At 42.8% G+C, this 17853-nt stretch carries 15 protein-coding genes and 1 pseudogene; 9 read left to right on the forward strand and 7 right to left on the reverse strand.

Annotated features, from left to right (window positions below):
- A pseudogene (locus H5119_RS18290) lies at nt 1-631 on the forward strand (integron integrase); the annotation flags it as partial.
- A 245-nt stretch (nt 632-876) separates the two neighbouring features.
- On the opposite strand, the gene H5119_RS18295 reads toward H5119_RS18290, so the two are convergent.
- The 7 genes from H5119_RS18295 to H5119_RS18325 all read right to left on the reverse strand — a co-directional run bounded on the left by H5119_RS18295 (nt 877) and on the right by H5119_RS18325 (nt 8610).
- On the reverse strand, nt 877-1647 hold the full coding sequence (locus tag H5119_RS18295) for an SDR family oxidoreductase (RefSeq protein WP_182703242.1): 771 nt from the start codon (nt 1645-1647) through the stop codon (nt 877-879).
- Nucleotides 1648-1656: 9 nt separating this feature from the next.
- Nucleotides 1657-2556: a 3-hydroxyisobutyrate dehydrogenase gene (mmsB, locus tag H5119_RS18300; protein ID WP_182703243.1), complete on the reverse strand. Its 900-nt coding sequence runs from the start codon at nt 2554-2556 to the stop codon at nt 1657-1659.
- A 10-nt stretch (nt 2557-2566) separates the two neighbouring features.
- Complete coding sequence (locus H5119_RS18305; protein ID WP_182703244.1) at nt 2567-3718, reverse strand: enoyl-CoA hydratase/isomerase family protein; 1152 nt, start codon at nt 3716-3718, stop codon at nt 2567-2569.
- Entirely contained in the window at nt 3718-4509 is a 792-nt protein-coding gene (locus H5119_RS18310) for an enoyl-CoA hydratase (RefSeq protein WP_182703245.1), read from the reverse strand. Before H5119_RS18310 ends, H5119_RS18305 begins: the two co-directional genes overlap by 1 nt.
- Before the next feature lie 10 nt (nt 4510-4519).
- Entirely contained in the window at nt 4520-5677 is a 1158-nt protein-coding gene (locus H5119_RS18315; RefSeq protein ID WP_182703246.1) for an acyl-CoA dehydrogenase family protein, read from the reverse strand.
- A 162-nt stretch (nt 5678-5839) separates the two neighbouring features.
- Nucleotides 5840-7330 carry a CoA-acylating methylmalonate-semialdehyde dehydrogenase gene (locus tag H5119_RS18320; protein WP_182703247.1) on the reverse strand — a complete coding sequence of 497 codons (1491 nt, stop codon included), beginning with the start codon at nt 7328-7330 and terminating at the stop codon, nt 5840-5842.
- Nucleotides 7331-7428: 98 nt separating this feature from the next.
- Nucleotides 7429-8610 (reverse strand): acetyl-CoA C-acyltransferase, encoded by a 1182-nt coding sequence (locus H5119_RS18325; protein WP_182703248.1) that lies wholly within the window; start codon nt 8608-8610, stop codon nt 7429-7431.
- 330 nt (nt 8611-8940) lie between these two features.
- On the opposite strand from H5119_RS18325, the gene H5119_RS18330 reads away from it, so the two are divergent.
- From H5119_RS18330 to H5119_RS18365, 8 genes are all read left to right on the forward strand, one after another.
- A complete protein-coding gene (locus H5119_RS18330; RefSeq protein ID WP_077537935.1) occupies nt 8941-9375 on the forward strand; it encodes a MerR family DNA-binding transcriptional regulator in 435 nt (144 codons plus the stop codon).
- A 46-nt stretch (nt 9376-9421) separates the two neighbouring features.
- A complete protein-coding gene (locus tag H5119_RS18335; RefSeq protein WP_182703249.1) occupies nt 9422-10597 on the forward strand; it encodes an isovaleryl-CoA dehydrogenase in 1176 nt (391 codons plus the stop codon).
- A 10-nt stretch (nt 10598-10607) separates the two neighbouring features.
- Nucleotides 10608-12227 (forward strand): carboxyl transferase domain-containing protein, encoded by a 1620-nt coding sequence (locus tag H5119_RS18340; protein ID WP_182703250.1) that lies wholly within the window; start codon nt 10608-10610, stop codon nt 12225-12227.
- Between the two features lie 12 nt (nt 12228-12239).
- Nucleotides 12240-13010, forward strand: a complete 771-nt coding sequence (locus H5119_RS18345; RefSeq protein ID WP_138585140.1) for an enoyl-CoA hydratase/isomerase family protein — start codon at nt 12240-12242, stop codon at nt 13008-13010.
- 8 nt (nt 13011-13018) lie between these two features.
- Nucleotides 13019-15022, forward strand: coding sequence for an acetyl/propionyl/methylcrotonyl-CoA carboxylase subunit alpha (locus H5119_RS18350; protein ID WP_182703251.1), 2004 nt, complete (start codon nt 13019-13021; stop codon nt 15020-15022).
- Nucleotides 15022-15918: a hydroxymethylglutaryl-CoA lyase gene (locus tag H5119_RS18355; protein WP_138585138.1), complete on the forward strand. Its 897-nt coding sequence runs from the start codon at nt 15022-15024 to the stop codon at nt 15916-15918. The genes H5119_RS18350 and H5119_RS18355 overlap by 1 nt, the downstream gene beginning before the upstream one ends.
- A 261-nt stretch (nt 15919-16179) precedes the next feature.
- Entirely contained in the window at nt 16180-16878 is a 699-nt protein-coding gene (locus H5119_RS18360; RefSeq protein ID WP_182703252.1) for a CoA transferase subunit A, read from the forward strand.
- 14 nt (nt 16879-16892) lie between these two features.
- Nucleotides 16893-17549, forward strand: coding sequence for a CoA transferase subunit B (locus H5119_RS18365; protein ID WP_182703253.1), 657 nt, complete (start codon nt 16893-16895; stop codon nt 17547-17549).
- The last annotated feature ends 304 nt before the right edge of the window (nt 17550-17853 follow it).

Below are 17853 nucleotides of genomic sequence, written 5' to 3' on the forward strand. Positions count from 1 at the left end.
AAAATGTTGATGGCTCATTTAAATAAGCGCTATTATTTAATTGCAGCCCTTATGTATGGAAGTGGCTTAAGAGTAATGGAAGCGGTGCAATTAAGGGTGAAAGATATTGATTTTGATTATAAATGCATTCAAGTATGGAATGGAAAAGGTAATAAACACCGCATTGTTACGCTGGCCACAGAGCTAATTCCTATGCTGAGAAATCAAATTTTGAACGTTGATGACTATTTAAAACTGGATTTAAATAATACGGAATATTCTGGCGTATGGATGCCATATGCTTTAACAAAAAAATATCCAAGTGCCGCAAAATCGCTTGCGTGGCAGTATTTATTTCCTTCTCATATATTAAGTTCAGATCCTCAAAGTGGTGAAATAAGGCGACATCATTTTCATCACTCTTGTATTAGAAAAGAGGTTAAAAAAACCGTCCAAAAATCAGGGTTAACAAAAATAATAACACCTCATACATTAAGGCACTCTTTTGCTACTCATCTACTGCAAAATGGCGCTGATATACGTACAGTACAAACACAATTAGGTCACAGCGACGTGCGTACTACACAAATATATACTCATGTACTACAACAAGGTGCCAACGGGGGTTATTAGCCCTTTTTCAAGATTATAAATATCTCAGTAACAAGGCAAAAATTTAGTTATATTGTTTGTCTATATGAGAAGTTTTTAACGCAGTTAATTAGAACGCTAAAATGTTCTACGCTTTAATTCAACGGGTATCCTACTCATGTTTTACAACAAAAATGCCAACGCCGTTATCAGCCCTTTTTCAAGATTATAAACGTCCTTATTTAAAACAAAAAAACACAGCCCACAACAGCCATGCTTTTTAAATCAACCTTAATCCCGCCTGTTTTACAAACGAATACCGCCGTCTATTTCAACCACGCGACCGGTAAAAAAGTCGTTTTCGATTATGTATTGTGCGGTATGGGCAATTTCGTCGCTTTCGCCTAAGCGCCCTACTGGTGTTACAGCTAGCATGCGTTGTTTAGCTTCGGGCTTCATGGCGTCGGTCATAGCGGTGCTAATAACACCTGGGGCAATTGCACCAACGCGTATACCAAATCGACCAAGTTCTTTAGCCCATGTGGTGGTAAGTGCCACTACGCCTGCTTTTGATGCCGCGTAATTTGTTTGGCCTATGTTACCTGCGCGCGCTACGCTCGACATATTAACTATAACGCCGCCTTTGCCTGATTCAATCATGTGGCTTGCCGCTTCCCGCCCTGCTAAAAACACACCGGTCAGGTTTACATCAATCACTGATTGAAATTGCTCAAGAGACATTTTTTTAACGACTTTACCGTCTTTAGCTTTTATAAACATGCCATCGCGTAAAATACCGGCGTTGTTAATAAGCACACCAATGTGGCCAAAATCGCTGTTGATGGTATTAAATACGTTTTCTACTTCGCTCTCATTTGTTACGTTTGCGGCATAACCTTTAATATTGCTGGTTACATCTTCAAGCTGAGTTAATTGCTCGCATGCTGTGTTTAATAAATCTTGTGCCATATCTATTAAAGCAATGTTTGCACCCATAAGTGCAAACTTTTGCGCCATTGCAAAGCCTAAACCTTGTGCGCCACCGGTTATTACTACCGTGTTATTTTTAATTTCCACGCCTTGCTCCTATTTAGAAAACAGTTTAAAAATGGCACTAAAATCATCACTGCCTGCACCTTGGTGTTGTAGCATAGTGTATAAATTTTTAGCCATTGACCCCATTGGGATTGTTGAATTACTTTGCTGCGCGGCTTCCATGGCAAGGCCTAAATCTTTAGCCATTAAATCAACCATAAAGCCTGGTTTGTAATCGTTACTTGCAGGGGCTGTATCCATTACACCTGGGCAAGGATTGTAAAGCTCAAGCGTCCAGTTACGGCCAGAGCTTGCAGTCATAATGTCACTAAGTACTTTAGGATCGAGGCCGTTATTTATACCCATTTGCAGTGCTTCGCTGGTACCTGCCATTAAAATGCTAAGTAGCATATTATTACATATTTTTGCTACTTGCCCTGCGCCAATATCGCCTGCATGAAATATGTTTTTACCCATATCACTCAGCACTGTATTTGCTTTATCGAACGCTGCTTTTTCGCCACCTACAATAAAGGTAAGAGTGCCAGCAGTTGCGCCTGCAACGCCGCCCGATACCGGTGCATCTACAAAGCTTATGCCTTGTTTACCAAGTGCACTGCCTACAACACGGGCTGATTCTGCATCTATTGTTGAGCAATCAATTACTAATGTATTGTTGCTCAGCACGTTAATTAAACCGCTGTCGTCGTTATTTCCTAAATAAAGCGATTTAACATGTTTGCCCGCAGGCAACATACTAATAAGTACGTCAGCATTGTTTGCACACTGCTTTGCATCAATCGCTGCTTTTGCGCCTTTGCTTGCTAGTTCATTTACGACCGACTGGTTTAAATCGAACACACTCACAGTATGCCCTACTTTAATTAAATTAGCCGCCATTGGGCCGCCCATATTACCTAAGCCGATAAAACCAATATTGAGTTTAGCCATCGTCTTTCCTTTATGTGTGTGATGGCGTGTCTAAGCCATTGAGTGGGTGATTTTCGCCAAAGCGATTAGCAAAAAAGCTGTCTATTATTGTTTGTGGTACATCACTTAGTGTTTTGTATTGCCAATTAGGTGCGCTGTCTTTATCTATTAATAGCGCCCTTACACCTTCTTGAAACTCGCCAACTTCACCAGCGCGTACCGACATACCTAGCTCCATTTTAAAACACGCTAATAAGCTTTTGCCTTGGCTTGTTTTTAATTGCTCACTAACGAGTGCGCAACTTAGTGGGCATCCGTGTTTAAGTGACTTTTGAGCGCGCTGTAGCCATTTATCGTCAGTAGCTAGCCCTAAAATATAATCAACTTGCTCCTGCAAGGTTGTAAACTCACCCAGCTTTTGAATTGTTTTTAAATTAGCTTTTATATTGCCTTTTGGCATACGCGCCGATTGGTTGTCTAAATCGGTGAGTAAATCGGTTAATCGCTCATGATTTAAGCTTGCGGTTTTGCCCCATTTAGCTGCTAAAATTTGCGCAAGCATGGCATCATATTTAGTGCTGTCGATGAAGTGATCGGCAAGCGATACAAAACGTGCGTCTTCGCAGTTAATTGATGCTGACGTTAGCCCTAAAAATAACCCGACGTTTTGTGGCATTTTATGTAAAAAGTAACTACCGCCTACATCAGGGTATAAACCTATGGTTTGCTCTGGCATGGCAATGCGTGATGTTTCGGTTACGACGCGGTGGCTAGCACCGGCCATTAGCCCTAAACCGCCGCCCATCACTATGCCGTTCCCCCAAACAAGGATTGGTTTATCAAAGGTATGAATAAGGTAATCAAGCTTGTACTCTAGCGTAAAGAACTCTTCAACTAAGCTTGTTGGTTTACCTTGCGCCATTGCATGATGAAGGCTTACAACATCGCCGCCTGCACAAAATGCTTTATCGCCTGCGCCTTTTAACAACACCATTGCAATAGCATCATCGTCTTGCCAAGCTCGCAGCTGCGGCTCTAGTAATTTGATCATCTCAAAATTAAGTGCATTTAAGGCTTTTGGCGCGTTGAGTGTAATAAGCCCAATTAAACTGCCATTTTCTGCGACTGCGGTTTCAAATACCACGGGCTCATCGGCGTTATTTAATACTGTTAAAGCACTCATTAGCCGTTTACCCAGTTAGCGCGGCGTTTTTCTAAAAAGGCATTTACGCCTTCTTGTTGATCTTGTGTATCAAATAAACCAACAAATAACTCGCGCTCAAGAGGCAAAACACTTGTCATTGGTTGATAGCGCCCTTTTTGAATCAATGTTTTACATGCTGCAACTGAGGTGGGGCTTTGATCGGCCACTTGGTTGGCCAGTTTTAATGCTGCCGCAAAGCTTTCACCCTGTGGTACTACTTCTTCTACTAAGCCAATTTGCAAGGCTTTATCAGCTTTTAAGCGCTCGCCGCATAAAATCATGCGTTTTGCCCAGCCTTCGCCTACAAGCCATGCTAAATTTTGTGTGCCACCCGCACACGGTAATAAGCCAACTTTAGCTTCAGGGAGCGCCATTTGTGCTTGCTCTTCCGCTATACGTATATCGCACGCAAGGGCAACTTCTAGCCCGCCGCCCATTGCATAGCCGTTTATGGCAGCAACCGACACGCCTCTAAAATTAGTAAGCGCTTCAAATGCTTCACCAAATACACGCGACATATCAGCGGCTACGCCTTTATCGCCACCAGCAAATACGTTTAGGTCGGCACCTGCGCTAAAAAACTTCTCTCCTTCACCAGTCAGTACTAATGCATAAATATTTTTATTATTATTAAGCTCATTAACGGTATTTTTTAAATTAACTAGGGTGTCTTTTGTCCAGGTGTTTGCTGGCGGGTTAGACATAGTTAAAATAGCAACATGACCTTCGGTTGTAAGTTCAATACTCGGATTAGATTTAGATTCTGACATACATTGCTCCTTATAAAACGTCGCTTGCAGACTCAGCCAAAATACGGCGCGCAATAATTACACGCATAATTTCGTTAGTGCCTTCTAAAATTTGATGAACGCGTACATCACGTACATGGCGCTCAAGCGGGTATTCTTTTATGTAACCGTAACCACCATGAATTTGCAGTGCGTCGTTACACACAGTGAAGCCAACATCGGTAGCAAAACGTTTAGCCATGGCGCAGTAAGTGGTTTTTTCAACGTCGTTATTATCAAGTTTAAATGCAGCAAGCCTAACCATTTGGCGCGCAGCTACAAGCTCGGTGTTCATATCGGCAATTTTAAATTGCAATGCTTGAAACGAAGCCAATGGCTTACCAAATTGTGTACGCTCTTTTAAATATTCACGGGCTGTATTAAGCGCCGCTTGCGCTGTACCAATTGAACATGTGGCAATGTTAATTCGACCGCCATCAAGGCCTTGCATCGCAAATTTAAAGCCTTCTCCCTCTGCGCCTAATAAGTTATGCGCAGGAATGCGTACATCTTCAAAGCTAATTAGCCGTGTTGGTTGTGCGTTCCAACCCATTTTTTCCTCTGCTTTGCCATATTCAACGCCTTTTGCGTCGGCAGGCACTACAAATGCCGAAATACCCGCAGCGCCTTCGCCGCCTGTACGTGCCATTACCACTAATACTTCGGTTTCGCCAGCGCCCGATATAAACATTTTTGAGCCATTAATAACGTACTCATCGCCCTCAAGCACGGCTTTGGTTTTAAGTGATGCGGCGTCTGAGCCCGAGCCTGGCTCTGTTAAACAGTAAGAGGCAAGTAACTCGCCCATTACTAATTGCTCTACGTATTTGTCTTTAACGGCATCGGTACCAAAACTTGCTACCATCCAGGTGGCCATATTATGAATGGTTAACATGGCCGTTGTTGCGGTACAGCCCATAGCAAGTTGTTCAAAAATAATGCTCGAATCTAAACGAGATAAACCAAGGCCGCCTGCTTCCTCTGGCGTGTATAAACCACAAAAACCAAGCTCGCCCGCAGCTTTAATCGTGTCTTTAGGAAAAATATGTTCGCGATCCCACTTTGCTGCATGGGGCGCAAGTTCTGACTCGGCAAATTGGCGTGCTGTTTGAGCAAAGGCTTGTTGATCTTCTGATAAGTTAAAGTCCATGGTAGACCTCTTTAATTGTGTTAGTTGTGTTGTTAGTGTTTCCCGTCACAGGGATAGTTTGTGACGAGCGGCGAAGGCTTATGTGTGTGTTGTGTGTGAAGTAGCCTTCGCGCCCATCTTTTTTATTAATTATTCTTTTATTTACTCATTTTTTAATTACGATTATTTTAAGTTAATACTCATGTTTGGACCCGACGCAATGTCGTCTTCAAACCAACGTGATGTAATCGTTTTAGTTTCTGTATAAAAACGAATACCTTGTTTACCGTACGTGTGAGTATCGCCATAAAATGAGCCTTTCCAACCAGTGAACGAAAAGAACGGAAGAGGCACCGGAATTGGCACATTAATACCTACTTGGCCTACTTCAATTTCGTGTTGGAATTTACGAGCCACTGCGCCGCTTGAGGTAAATAACGAGGTGCCGTTACCGTAAGGGCTGTCGTTAATAAGTGCGATTGCTTCATCAAGCGTGTCTACAAACATACACGCCAGTACTGGACCAAATATTTCTTCTTTGTATAAATCCATCTCTTTGGTTACATCGGTAAATAACGTTGGGCCGACCCAGTTACCTTGCTCATACCCTTCAACCGTAAAGTCAGAACCATCAATTAAACAGGTAGCACCTTGCTCTTTACCACCGGCAATGAGTGATAAAATACGTGCTTTTGCTGCTTTTGATGTTTGTGGACCGTATGCCGCGTTTGCATCATCCCATACGCCTGGGCGTACATTTTTAAAGCCTGCTTTAATTTCATCTACCCACTGATTTGCTTGACCTACAAATACAGCAACAGAAATACCCATACAACGCTGGCCAGCAGCACCGACCGATGCGCCTACTAAGTTATTTACGACGTGCGATTTACTTGCATCAGGCATGATAACCATGTGGTTTTTAGCACCAACACACGCTTGCACACGTTTAAGATTTTGTGTGCCTTTAGAATAAATATAAGCACCTACACCACACGAGCCAACAAACGAAATAGCACGTACGGCTTTATCTTCTAGTAAGCGGTCTACTTGTGGTTTTGTACCGTGAACAACTTGTAATACGCCTTTTGGTGCACCGGCTTCAATAAATAGCTCAGCTAAGCGCATTGGTGTAAGTGGATCTTGCTCAGACGGTTTTAAAATAAAGGTGTTACCACACACAATAGCCAGCGGGAACATCCAAAGTGGGATCATTGCAGGGAAGTTAAACGGAGTAACGCCCGCACACACACCAAGTGGCTGCATATAAGAATACGTGTCGATTTTACGCGCTACGTTCTCCATTGTTTCACCCATCATTAATGATGGTGCGTTCGCTGCTTGTTCTACTACTTCAATACCGCGCCAAACATCGCCTTTTGCATCTTCAAATGTTTTACCCAATTCGTGGCAAATAATGGTAGCAAGCTCATCGTGGTGTTCTTTTAATAGCGCAGCGTACTTCATCATAATGCGAGCACGTTCAGTAATAGGTACGTCTTTCCATGTTTTAAACGTCTCAGAAGCTGAGGCAATTGCCGCGTCCATTTCTGATTCTGTGGTACATGGCACTTGTGCAAGTACTTCTTGAGTTGCTGGGTTTATAACATCGATAAGCTCTTTTGATGCTGATTGAATAAATTCGCCGTTTATAAGTAGTGGAACTTGATGCATGGTTAAATCCTATTGTGTCAGTGTGTTAGTTTTTATTTTAAAAAACGCAGCTTTATTATTAATTTTGGTGCTGCGTATTTTTAGTATTTAAATATTACTTAGTATGCCTCAACAGCCATTGCAACTGCTTCACCGCCACCAATACATAAAGAGGCAATGCCTTTTTTAAGGCCACGGTTTTTAAGGGCATGAATAAGTGTGACTAAAATGCGCGCGCCGCTTGCACCTATTGGGTGACCCAATGCACACGCGCCGCCATTGACGTTTACTTTGCTTGCATCAAGTTTTAGCTCGTTAATAGCCAGCATAGTTACCATGGCAAATGCTTCGTTAATTTCCCAAAGGTCAACATCGTTTACAGCCCAACCTGCTTTTTCAAGCACGCTATTCATCGCCCCTACTGGCGCTACGGTAAACTCGCTTGGTTTTTGAGAATGCGTACTGTGCGCCACAATTTTACAAAGCGGTGTTAAGCCCTGCTCTTTTGCTTTTGATTCGCTCATTAATATAAGCGCTGCGCCACCGTCTGAAATTGACGATGAATTAGCCGCTGTAATGGTGCCGTCTTTTTTAAACGCTGCATGTAAGCTTGGTATTTTTTCAGGGCGGGCATTACCAGGTTGCTCGTCAATCGATACTGTTACATCACCTTTGCGTGTTTGCATCGTATGAGGTGCAACTTCGTTATCGAAGCTACCGTTTTCTATAGCGGCTTTTGCTTTACTTAATGAGCCCAGTGCAAACGCATCCATTTGCTCGCGGCCAATGCCGTATTCGTCAGCGGTGTCTTGTGCAAAGCAACCCATTGCTTTGTTATCGTAAGCATCTTCAAGGCCATCGCTCATCATGTGATCTTTTATTTCACCGTGACCCATTCGCATTCCGCCACGCGCTTTTGGAATAAAGTACGGTGCGTTAGTCATGCTTTCCATACCACCGGCAATAGCTGATTGTATAGAGCCCGCTTTAATTAAGTCATTTGCAAGCATAGCGGCTTTTAAACCAGAGCCACATACCTTGTTAATTGTTGTAGCACCTGTGCTAAGTGCAAGCCCTGCTTTTAACATGGCTTGTCGTGCGGGCGCTTGCCCAAGGCCTGCGGGTAAAACACAGCCCATAATTACTTCGTCTATTGCATCATTAGCTAAACCAGTTTGTGCAAGTACACTTGCAATGGCGGTAGCGCCAAGCTCGGTAGACTGCGCATCACTTAACGCTCCCATAAATCCACCCATTGGGGTGCGTTTTGCTGCTACAATTACCACTGATTCTAAAGTCATAACTAACTCCGTTGTATTTATATGCAAATAGTTGTTAGTATATTTGCTCTATTAATTTAGTATTCATTTATTATTCGATTACCCTACACAATACTAACGTTTACGCTAACGTCAACTAAAAACAGTTTAATTTTTAGTTTTAAAAGTGTAAGCATTACTCTTCAGCTATAAAGCTGCACCAAGAAAATAAAAACAAGCCATTGAATATTAACAATATGATTTGGTATTTCACACTTGCATTCCTTAATAAATAGTTTCGAACCACGCCAAGCTTTACCTTTACGTAAACTTCACTTATATTGGAGTTATTCGAATGAGGTAAATACAGCTATGAAATCAGATAATCAAACAAACTTTGCAAGCTCAGCCAACCTGCCGGCCAGTAATGAACAAACATTCAGCATTAGCGAACTTGCTAAAGAATTTGACATTACCACCCGATCTATTCGTTTTTACGAAGATCAAGGGCTCGTTACACCTGAGCGAAACGGGCAAACTCGTATTTATTCAAAGCGCGACAAAGTGCGTTTAAAACTAATATTACGCGGTAAACGCCTTGGCTTTACATTGGCCGAAACGGGCCGTTTGTTTGAACTGTACGACGCAGATAAATCAAGCGCAAAACAGTTAGTTACTATGCTCGACTTAATTGCAGAGAAAAAATCAGACCTATCTCAACAAATGGACGACATTAAAGTTGTTCTGATGGAATTAGTAACAGCGGAGCGCCGCTGCAGAGACACACTTAACAAAATAGACGAGTAGCCTATTTTAAGAATAACAACACACTGACGACACACAGGAATGAATCATGAGCACTATTTCACTATATAAAGAAATGAACTTTGGCCTTGGCGAAACCGCCGATATGATCCGCGACCACGTAAACAGTTTTGCAAGTCAGGAGATTGCCCCGCTAGCTGAAAAAACGGATTTAGATAACGCTTTTCCAAATCAACTTTGGACACAAATGGGCGAAATGGGCGTACTGGGTATGACCGTATCTGAAGAACTTGGCGGTGCCGGTTTAGGTTACTTAGAACATGTTATTGCTATGGAAGAAATTAGCCGTGCCAGTGCCTCTATAGGTTTAAGCTATGGAGCACATTCTAACCTGTGTGTTAATCAAATTAACCGTAACGGCACACAAGCTCAAAAAGAAAAATATTTACCTAAGCTTATTAGTGGCGAGCACATTGGTGCTCTTGCAATGAGCGAGCCTAATGCGGGCTCTGACGTGGTATCGATGAAACTCAAAGCTGAGAAAAAAGGCGATAAGTACATTTTAAACGGCAACAAAATGTGGATCACCAATGGTCCTGACGCACACACGTTAGTAATTTACGCTAAAACAGATTTAAACGCCGGCGCTAAAGGCATTACCGCGTTTATTGTTGAGAGTGACTTCCCTGGTTTTTCAACGGCGCAAAAGCTCGACAAACTGGGCATGCGCGGCTCAAACACCTGTGAGCTGGTATTTGAAAACTGCGAAGTGCCAGAAGAGAACATTTTAGGTAACTTAAACGAAGGCGTTAAGGTACTTATGAGTGGCCTTGATTACGAGCGCGTAGTACTTGCAGCAGGCCCACTTGGTATAATGCAAGCGTGTATGGATATAGTTGTGCCGTATATTCATGAGCGTAAACAGTTTGATACCCCTATTGGTCAATTTCAGTTAATTCAGGGTAAAGTAGCTGACATGTATACACAAATGAATGCTGCGCGCTCATATGTATACACGGTAGCTAAAGCGTGTGACCGTGGTGAAACCACCCGTAAAGATGCCGCTGGTGCAATTTTATACGCCGCAGAGCTTGCAACTAAAATGGCGCTAGATGCAATTCAAATTTTAGGTGGCAATGGCTACATCAACGAATACGCCACAGGCCGCCTACTGCGTGATGCAAAACTATACGAAATAGGTGCAGGTACATCAGAAATACGCCGCATGCTTATTGGCCGCGAACTTTTCACTGAAAGCCGTTAAGGATTAAACCATGACGATTTTAAAATCGAGCGTTAATCCTCACGATCCAACGTTTATACAAAACCATAAAAACATGTCAGCGCTGGTGGATGATTTACGCGATAAAGTAGCCACAATTAGCCAAGGCGGAGGCGCTGCATTAAAGGAGCGCCACGAAGGCCGTGGTAAATTATTTGTACGCGATCGTATAAGTACGTTAATTGACGAAGGCTCACCGTTTTTAGAAATTTCACAATTTGCTGCCTTTGGTGTATACGAGCAAGCAATACCGTGTGCCGGTGTTGTAGCTGGTATTGGCCGTGTTAAAGGCATTGAATGCATGATTATTGCAAACGATGCCACGGTTAAAGGCGGTACGTACTTTCCGCTGACCGTTAAAAAGCATTTACGTGCACAAGACATCGCAGAGCGCTGCCACTTACCGTGTATTTATCTTGTAGATTCGGGCGGTGCAAATCTGCCAGAGCAAGACGATGTATTTCCAGATAAGCTGCATTTTGGTCGTATTTTTTACAATCAAGCCCGCATGTCAGGTAAAGGTATCCCACAAATTGCCGTGGTAATGGGATTATGTACCGCAGGTGGTGCGTACGTACCTGCAATGGCCGATGAAAGCATTATTGTAAAAGATCAAGGTACTATATTTTTAGCAGGCCCGCCGCTTGTAAAAGCAGCAACTGGCGAAGAAGTAACTGCCGAAGAACTTGGCGGCGCCGATGTGCACTGTAAAGTGTCGGGTGTTGCCGATCACTACGCTGAAAATGACACCCATGCGCTTTCTATTGCGCGCCAATGTATTGAGCGTATTAATTACACACGTCCGACCGCGCCGTTACTTAAACAAGAGTTAGATGATGTAAAACCACCACGTTACGATATTAACGAGCTTTACGGCATTGTCGGCACCGACCTTAAAAAGCCGTTTGATGTACGCGAAGTCATAGCGCGCACAGTAGACGACTCATCATTTGATGAATTTAAACGCTACTTTGGTGAAACGCTCGTCACCGGTTTTGCCAGTATTTATGGCAACCCGGTTGGCATAGTGGCTAATAACGGTATTTTATTTAGTGAGTCGGCGCAAAAAGGGGCGCACTTTATTCAGCTGTGTGCTCAGCGCAATATTCCTTTAGTGTTTTTACAAAATATTACCGGCTTTATGGTAGGTAAAAAATACGAAGCCGAAGGTATTGCTAAGCACGGCGCTAAAATGGTGATGGCGGTTTCGTGTGCTGATGTGCCTAAATTTACAGTACTTATTGGCGGCTCTTACGGCGCAGGTAATTACGGTATGTGTGGTCGTGCATTTGAACCAACCATGATGTGGATGTGGCCAAATGCCCGTATTTCGGTAATGGGCGGCGAACAAGCTGCGGGTGTAATGGCACAAGTTAAACAAGATGGTTTAGCACGCAAAGGTCAAAGCATGAGCGAGCAAGAAATCACTGACTTTAAAAAGCCAATAATTGATCAGTACGAAGAGCAAGGTCATCCGTATTACGCAAGTGCACGCTTGTGGGATGACGGCATTATTGACCCTGCCGACACGCGTAATGTATTAGGGCTTGCGTTAACGGCTGCGAATAACGCACCACAACGTGATTCAAAATTTGGCGTATTTAGAATGTAACCGGAGCGCAAAATGTCAGTAACACTACAAATAACAAAATCTAATGTGGCTGTACTTGTGTTAAGCCGCCCAGAAAAAAGAAACGCATTTAATAGCGAAGTAATACACGAGCTTATTCAATGCATTGAACATGCTAATACGCTTGATATTCGTGCTTTGGTTTTAAAAACCGAAGGTAAGCATTTTTCAGCCGGTGCCGATTTAGCCTGGATGAAATCAATGGCAGATAACAACTACGCCGATAACCTAGCTGATTCAATGCAATTAGCTAAATTAATGCAGGTATTGGCAAGCTCGCCACACCCTACAATTTGCGCTGTACAAGGCGCTGCTTTTGGTGGTGCACTGGGCTTAATTGCTTGTTGCGACATAGCCCTTAGTAAAGACGATGCACAATTTTGCTTAAGCGAAGTAAAGTTGGGTCTTATTCCGGCTGTTATTAGTCCATACGTCATTAAAGCCATTGGTGAGCGCGCTGCTCGCAGATACTTTTTAACGGCTGAGGTGTTTGATGCCCATACTGCTAAACAATTGGGTTTAATTCATCAAGTAACCGGTAATTTAGACTGTGCGCTCGATAACATGCTGCAAACACTGATTGATAACGGACCTATTGCAGTAAAGGCGGCAAAAGCATTAATTAACGATGTAGCAAATAAGCCAATTACCGATGAACTCATTGAGCTTACCGCAGAGCGTATTGCAAAAATTCGCGTATCTGAAGAAGGTCAAGAAGGGCTAACTGCTTTTTTTGATAAACGCCCACCCGCTTGGCAACTGTAGGATTAATTATGAACACACAACGATTACAAAAAATACTGATTGCCAATCGTGGAGAAATTGCGTGCCGAGTAATGCGCACTGCAAAACAAATGGGCTTAATTACGGTCGCCGTTTATTCTGATGCAGACAAACATGCCCAGCACGTAAAAATGGCTGACGAGGCTTACCACATTGGTGCTGCACCAAGTAAAGATTCGTATTTAGTGGCAGACAAAATTTTACACGTTGCCAAAGATTGCGGCGCTGATTGCATTCACCCAGGATATGGTTTTTTATCTGAGAACAGCGAATTTGCTAAAGCCTGCGAAGCGAACAATATTGCTTTTGTAGGACCACCAGCAAGCAGCATTGAAGCAATGGGGTCTAAAACCCGCGCTAAAGAAATAATGGCTGCTGCTAACGTGCCGTTAGTACCTGGTTATTATGGCGATAAACAAGAGCCCGTTTTTTTACAAAGTGAAGCTGAGAAAATTGGCTACCCTGTACTCATTAAAGCGGCCTTTGGTGGCGGTGGTAAAGGCATGCGCGTGGTACAAAGCGCCAAGCAATTTATGAGCGCACTTGAGGGCGCACAACGTGAAGCGATTGCCGGTTTTGGTAACGACTTAGTGTTATTAGAGCGCTACGTAAACCAACCTCGCCATGTTGAAGTACAAGTATTTGCAGATAACCACGGTAACTGTGTTTATTTAGGCGACCGTGATTGCTCCCTGCAACGTCGTCATCAAAAAGTAATTGAAGAAGCCCCTGCTCCGGGTTTATCTGACGAGCTACGCAAAGAAATGGGCGAAGCGGCTGTACGTTGTGCGCTGGCTATAAATTATAGAGGCGCAGGTACGGTTGAGTTTTTACTGTGTGGCGATGAATTTTTCTTTATGGAAATGAATACGCGCCTTCAAGTAGAACACCCTGTAACCGAAATGGTAACCGGTGTAGATTTAGTCAATTGGCAAATTAATATTGCGGGTGGGCAAACACTGCCACTGACTCAAAGTGATATTCAATTGCAAGGTCATAGCTTTGAAGCGCGTATATACGCAGAAGATCCAGCCAACGACTTTATCCCTTGCTCTGGCACTATAGAAGCGCTACATACGCCACTTAACAGCGAATTTGTACGCATTGATACAGGCATTGCACAAGGCGACGAAATCAGCCCGTTTTACGATCCGATGATTGCAAAACTTATTGTGCACGACGACAATCGCGAACAAGCATTGAGCCGTTTACAACACGCCCTTGAGCAATTTCATTTAGCGGGTTTTAGCACTAACATTGGCTTTTTACATAATTTAGCAAGCCACCCTACCTTTAAACAAGGTGCGCCAAGTACACACTTTATTGCAGAGCAAGGCGACTCGTTAGTTGCGGTTAACGAATCGTTATTACAAGCAAGTCAGCTTATTGGTGCTTTTGCGTATTTAGAATCATTATCTAACACCAAAAATGCGCAAAGCAGTGCAAGCCCGTGGCAACAACTAAGCGGTTTTACACTCAATGCACCGCAAGCAATCAAAGTCCCTTTTGCCGATTTACAGCTAAGCGCTATAAAAACGGCAGCGGGCTATAGTATTACGCATAACGAGCACGTATTTAACCTACAAGGCACATTGAATAATGGTCTTTGCACTGTATTTATTAATGGCGAAAAACATAGCGCGCACGTAACTACGGTAGATAATAATACTGTTGGCAATATTGTCACTGTTATGAATAAAGCACTGCAAACTAAGCTTGAACTAGTTGATAAACATTATATTAGTTCGCACGAAAGTGAAGCTCTACCGCTTGCCGCCCCACTCAATGGCACTGTAGTTAAGCACTTAATCGACATTGGTAGCACAATTACCAAAGGTGATGCGGTTGTTATTATTGAAGCCATGAAAATGGAATACACGCTTAACGCACCACATGACGGCATTTTAAAAAGCTACTGTTTTGGTGAAGGCGAACTGGTAACGCATGGAGCCTTACTTGCTATCGTAGAAGATACGACTGAGGAAGGTGTATAATGAGTGCCTTTGCAAATAAAGTTCGTATTGTTGAAGTTGGCGCGCGAGACGGTCTACAAAACGAAAAAACAGTAAGCACAGCCGATAAAGTAGCGCTTATTAACGCCCTAAGTGCTGCAGGTTTAAAAGATATTGAAGCTGGCGCGTTTGTCTCCCCTAAGTGGGTGCCACAAATGGCAGACTCAGCGGATGTAATTTCAGCGCTAGATTTACCCGATGTAAATTTAAGCGCCCTTACCCCTAACTTAAAAGGCGCACATGCAGCGCACGCTGTCGGCATTAAAGAGTTTGCTATATTTACCGCTGCGAGTGAGTCGTTTTGTCAAAAAAATATAAACTGCTCAATTGATGAAAGTATTGAACGCTTTAGTGAAGTAATGGCGTTTGCTAAAGCTAATAATATTCGTGTACGTGGTTATGTAAGCTGTGTGCTAGGTTGCCCCTATGAGGGTGAGATTGACCCGCAAGCAGTATTAAGTGTATCGCAAAAGCTATTAGATTTAGGCTGTTACGAAGTAAGCCTTGGCGATACCATAGGTGTTGGCACCGCAAAAAAAGTAACGCAATTAATCGAGTTACTTTTAACGCACATTGATAAAGCCAAACTTGCCGTGCATTTTCATGATACATACGGCCAAGCGCTCACAAATATTTACGCGGCTTTAAGTCTAGGTATAGCAACGGTTGACGCGGCAGTTGCAGGCCTTGGTGGCTGTCCTTATGCTAAGGGGGCGTCAGGAAATGTTGCCACCGAAGATGTGGTTTACTTACTGCAAGGGCTTGGCATTGAGCATGGAATTGATTTACAAAGGTTAAGTAACGCTGGCTGGGAGATAACCAAAGTACTTGGTAAGCAACCTGTGAGCAAAGTATCTGTGGCACTACACACTAAATAACCTAAGCTCTGGATAATAAATCTATCTCGAGCAGCTATTTTCAGCACTAACTGCGTTGAATTTACTTGCAATAGGCCAGCTATTGACGCGTAAATTCGCCTTGTTTTCACTGAAAATCTCTGGCTAGAGAAAATAAATTTAAATATCACCCTGATTCATATGTTAGTAAATCTATTAACCAGAGTTCAGGTTAAATAGCTATCTCATAAAATGATGATTCAAGATAGTTAACAACAAATAGCACACAATGAGGAGAGACTCATGGCCGGTTTTGATAAGGTAGTTTCTAGTTACGAAGCTGCAATGAAAGGATTAAAAGACGGCGATACCATTATTGCCGGTGGTTTTGGTTTATGTGGTATTCCTGAGGGCTTAATTAAACAAATTAAGCAGATGCAAACAAAAGACTTAACCGTAGTATCTAATAACTGTGGTGTTGATGACTTTGGTTTAGGTATTTTATTACAGGACAAGCAAATTAAAAAAGTAGTTGCCTCATACGTTGGCGAAAACGCCCTATTCGAGCAGCAGTTATTAAGTGGCGAAATTGACGTTGAGCTTACGCCTCAAGGCACACTTGCTGAAAAAATGCGCGCTGGTGGCGCGGGTATACCCGCGTTTTACACCGCAACCGGTTTCGGTACTCCAGTAGCTGAGGGTAAAGATGTAAAAGAATTTAATGGCCGCCCGTATATTTTAGAAGAGTCTATAACAGGTGAATTCGCCATAGTAAAAGCATGGAAAGCCGATCGCTACGGCAATTTAGTGTTTAGACACACCGCCATGAACTTTAATCCAATGGCTGCAACGGCGGGTAAAATTACTGTTGCCGAAGTAGAAGAAATTGTAGAGCCGGGCGAGCTTGAGCCAAGCCAAATCCATACCCCGGGTATTTTTGTAAATCGCGTTATTAAAGGCAGCTTTGAAAAACGCATTGAACGTATAACAACACGAGATTAAGCAGGAGCATAATAATGGCATTATCACGTGAACAAGTTGCAATGCGCGTTGCACAAGAGCTACAAGATGGTTACTACGTAAATTTGGGCATAGGAATTCCGACACTCGTCGCAAACTATGTACCGGATGATATTGAAGTTATGTTACAGTCCGAAAATGGTCTTTTAGGTATGGGTCCGTACCCGACTAAAGCAGAGCTAGACGCCGATATGATAAACGCGGGTAAAGAAACCGTGACAGCAGCCAAAGGTGCAGCCATATTTAATAGTGCAGATAGTTTTGCCATGATACGGGGTGGTCATGTAGACTTAACGGTTCTGGGTGCATTTGAAGTTGACCAGAACGGCAACATCGCATCGTGGATGATCCCTAAAAAGCTGATTAAAGGCATGGGTGGCGCGATGGATTTAGTCGCTGGCGCAAAAAACATTATTGTTACTATGACCCATGCAAGTAAGCATGGTGACTCTAAGCTATTAGAGACCTGCTCTTTACCGCTGACTGGCGTAAATTGCGTTAAAAAAATAGTAACAGATTTAGCCGTACTTGAAGTTAAAGACGGCGCATTTCATTTACTCGAACGTGCTCCGGGCGTATCGGTTGATGAAATCATTAGTAAAACAGCAGGTAAATTACTTGTTGACGGTGAAGTACCAGAAATGGTTTTTTAGTAACTTTTAATAAGTTAACTTAGATAACGCTTTACCCTGTACCGACCTCATTCCCAGTGCCAATGGCGCTGAGTTACCCAAAATCCCTCGCAAGAGGGATTTTTTTTACCCTTTCATATTATATTTAGGCTAATACCAAACTGCATAAATCTTTGATCAATTTAACGAATTAAATTGCACTATAACAGACATTGATCAGACCAATTTCAAAAATTTCGATTTAATTTAAACGCTTAATTCTCTTTAATTTGATAAAATAACATCTCAACTTTGAGGTGTATATGAATCTAAAAATCAAACGGTT

Origin of the sequence: Pseudoalteromonas sp. SG45-5, assembly GCF_014164085.1 — a bacterium.
Lineage (GTDB): Bacteria > Pseudomonadota > Gammaproteobacteria > Enterobacterales > Alteromonadaceae > Pseudoalteromonas > Pseudoalteromonas aliena.

Coding starts and splice junctions, on each gene's coding strand:
- H5119_RS18305 (WP_182703244.1), bottom strand. CDS start 3,718: ATGAGTGCTTTAACAGTATTAAATAACGCCGATGAGCCCGTGGTATTT.
- H5119_RS18355 (WP_138585138.1), top strand. CDS start 15,022: ATGAGTGCCTTTGCAAATAAAGTTCGTATTGTTGAAGTTGGCGCGCGA.
- H5119_RS18310 (WP_182703245.1), bottom strand. CDS start 4,509: ATGTCAGAATCTAAATCTAATCCGAGTATTGAACTTACAACCGAAGGT.
- H5119_RS18330 (WP_077537935.1), top strand. CDS start 8,941: ATGAAATCAGATAATCAAACAAACTTTGCAAGCTCAGCCAACCTGCCG.
- H5119_RS18315 (WP_182703246.1), bottom strand. CDS start 5,677: ATGGACTTTAACTTATCAGAAGATCAACAAGCCTTTGCTCAAACAGCA.
- H5119_RS18365 (WP_182703253.1), top strand. CDS start 16,893: ATGGCATTATCACGTGAACAAGTTGCAATGCGCGTTGCACAAGAGCTA.
- mmsB (WP_182703243.1), bottom strand. CDS start 2,556: ATGGCTAAACTCAATATTGGTTTTATCGGCTTAGGTAATATGGGCGGC.
- H5119_RS18345 (WP_138585140.1), top strand. CDS start 12,240: ATGTCAGTAACACTACAAATAACAAAATCTAATGTGGCTGTACTTGTG.
- H5119_RS18340 (WP_182703250.1), top strand. CDS start 10,608: ATGACGATTTTAAAATCGAGCGTTAATCCTCACGATCCAACGTTTATA.
- H5119_RS18335 (WP_182703249.1), top strand. CDS start 9,422: ATGAGCACTATTTCACTATATAAAGAAATGAACTTTGGCCTTGGCGAA.
- H5119_RS18350 (WP_182703251.1), top strand. CDS start 13,019: ATGAACACACAACGATTACAAAAAATACTGATTGCCAATCGTGGAGAA.
- H5119_RS18325 (WP_182703248.1), bottom strand. CDS start 8,610: ATGACTTTAGAATCAGTGGTAATTGTAGCAGCAAAACGCACCCCAATG.
- H5119_RS18360 (WP_182703252.1), top strand. CDS start 16,180: ATGGCCGGTTTTGATAAGGTAGTTTCTAGTTACGAAGCTGCAATGAAA.
- H5119_RS18320 (WP_182703247.1), bottom strand. CDS start 7,330: ATGCATCAAGTTCCACTACTTATAAACGGCGAATTTATTCAATCAGCA.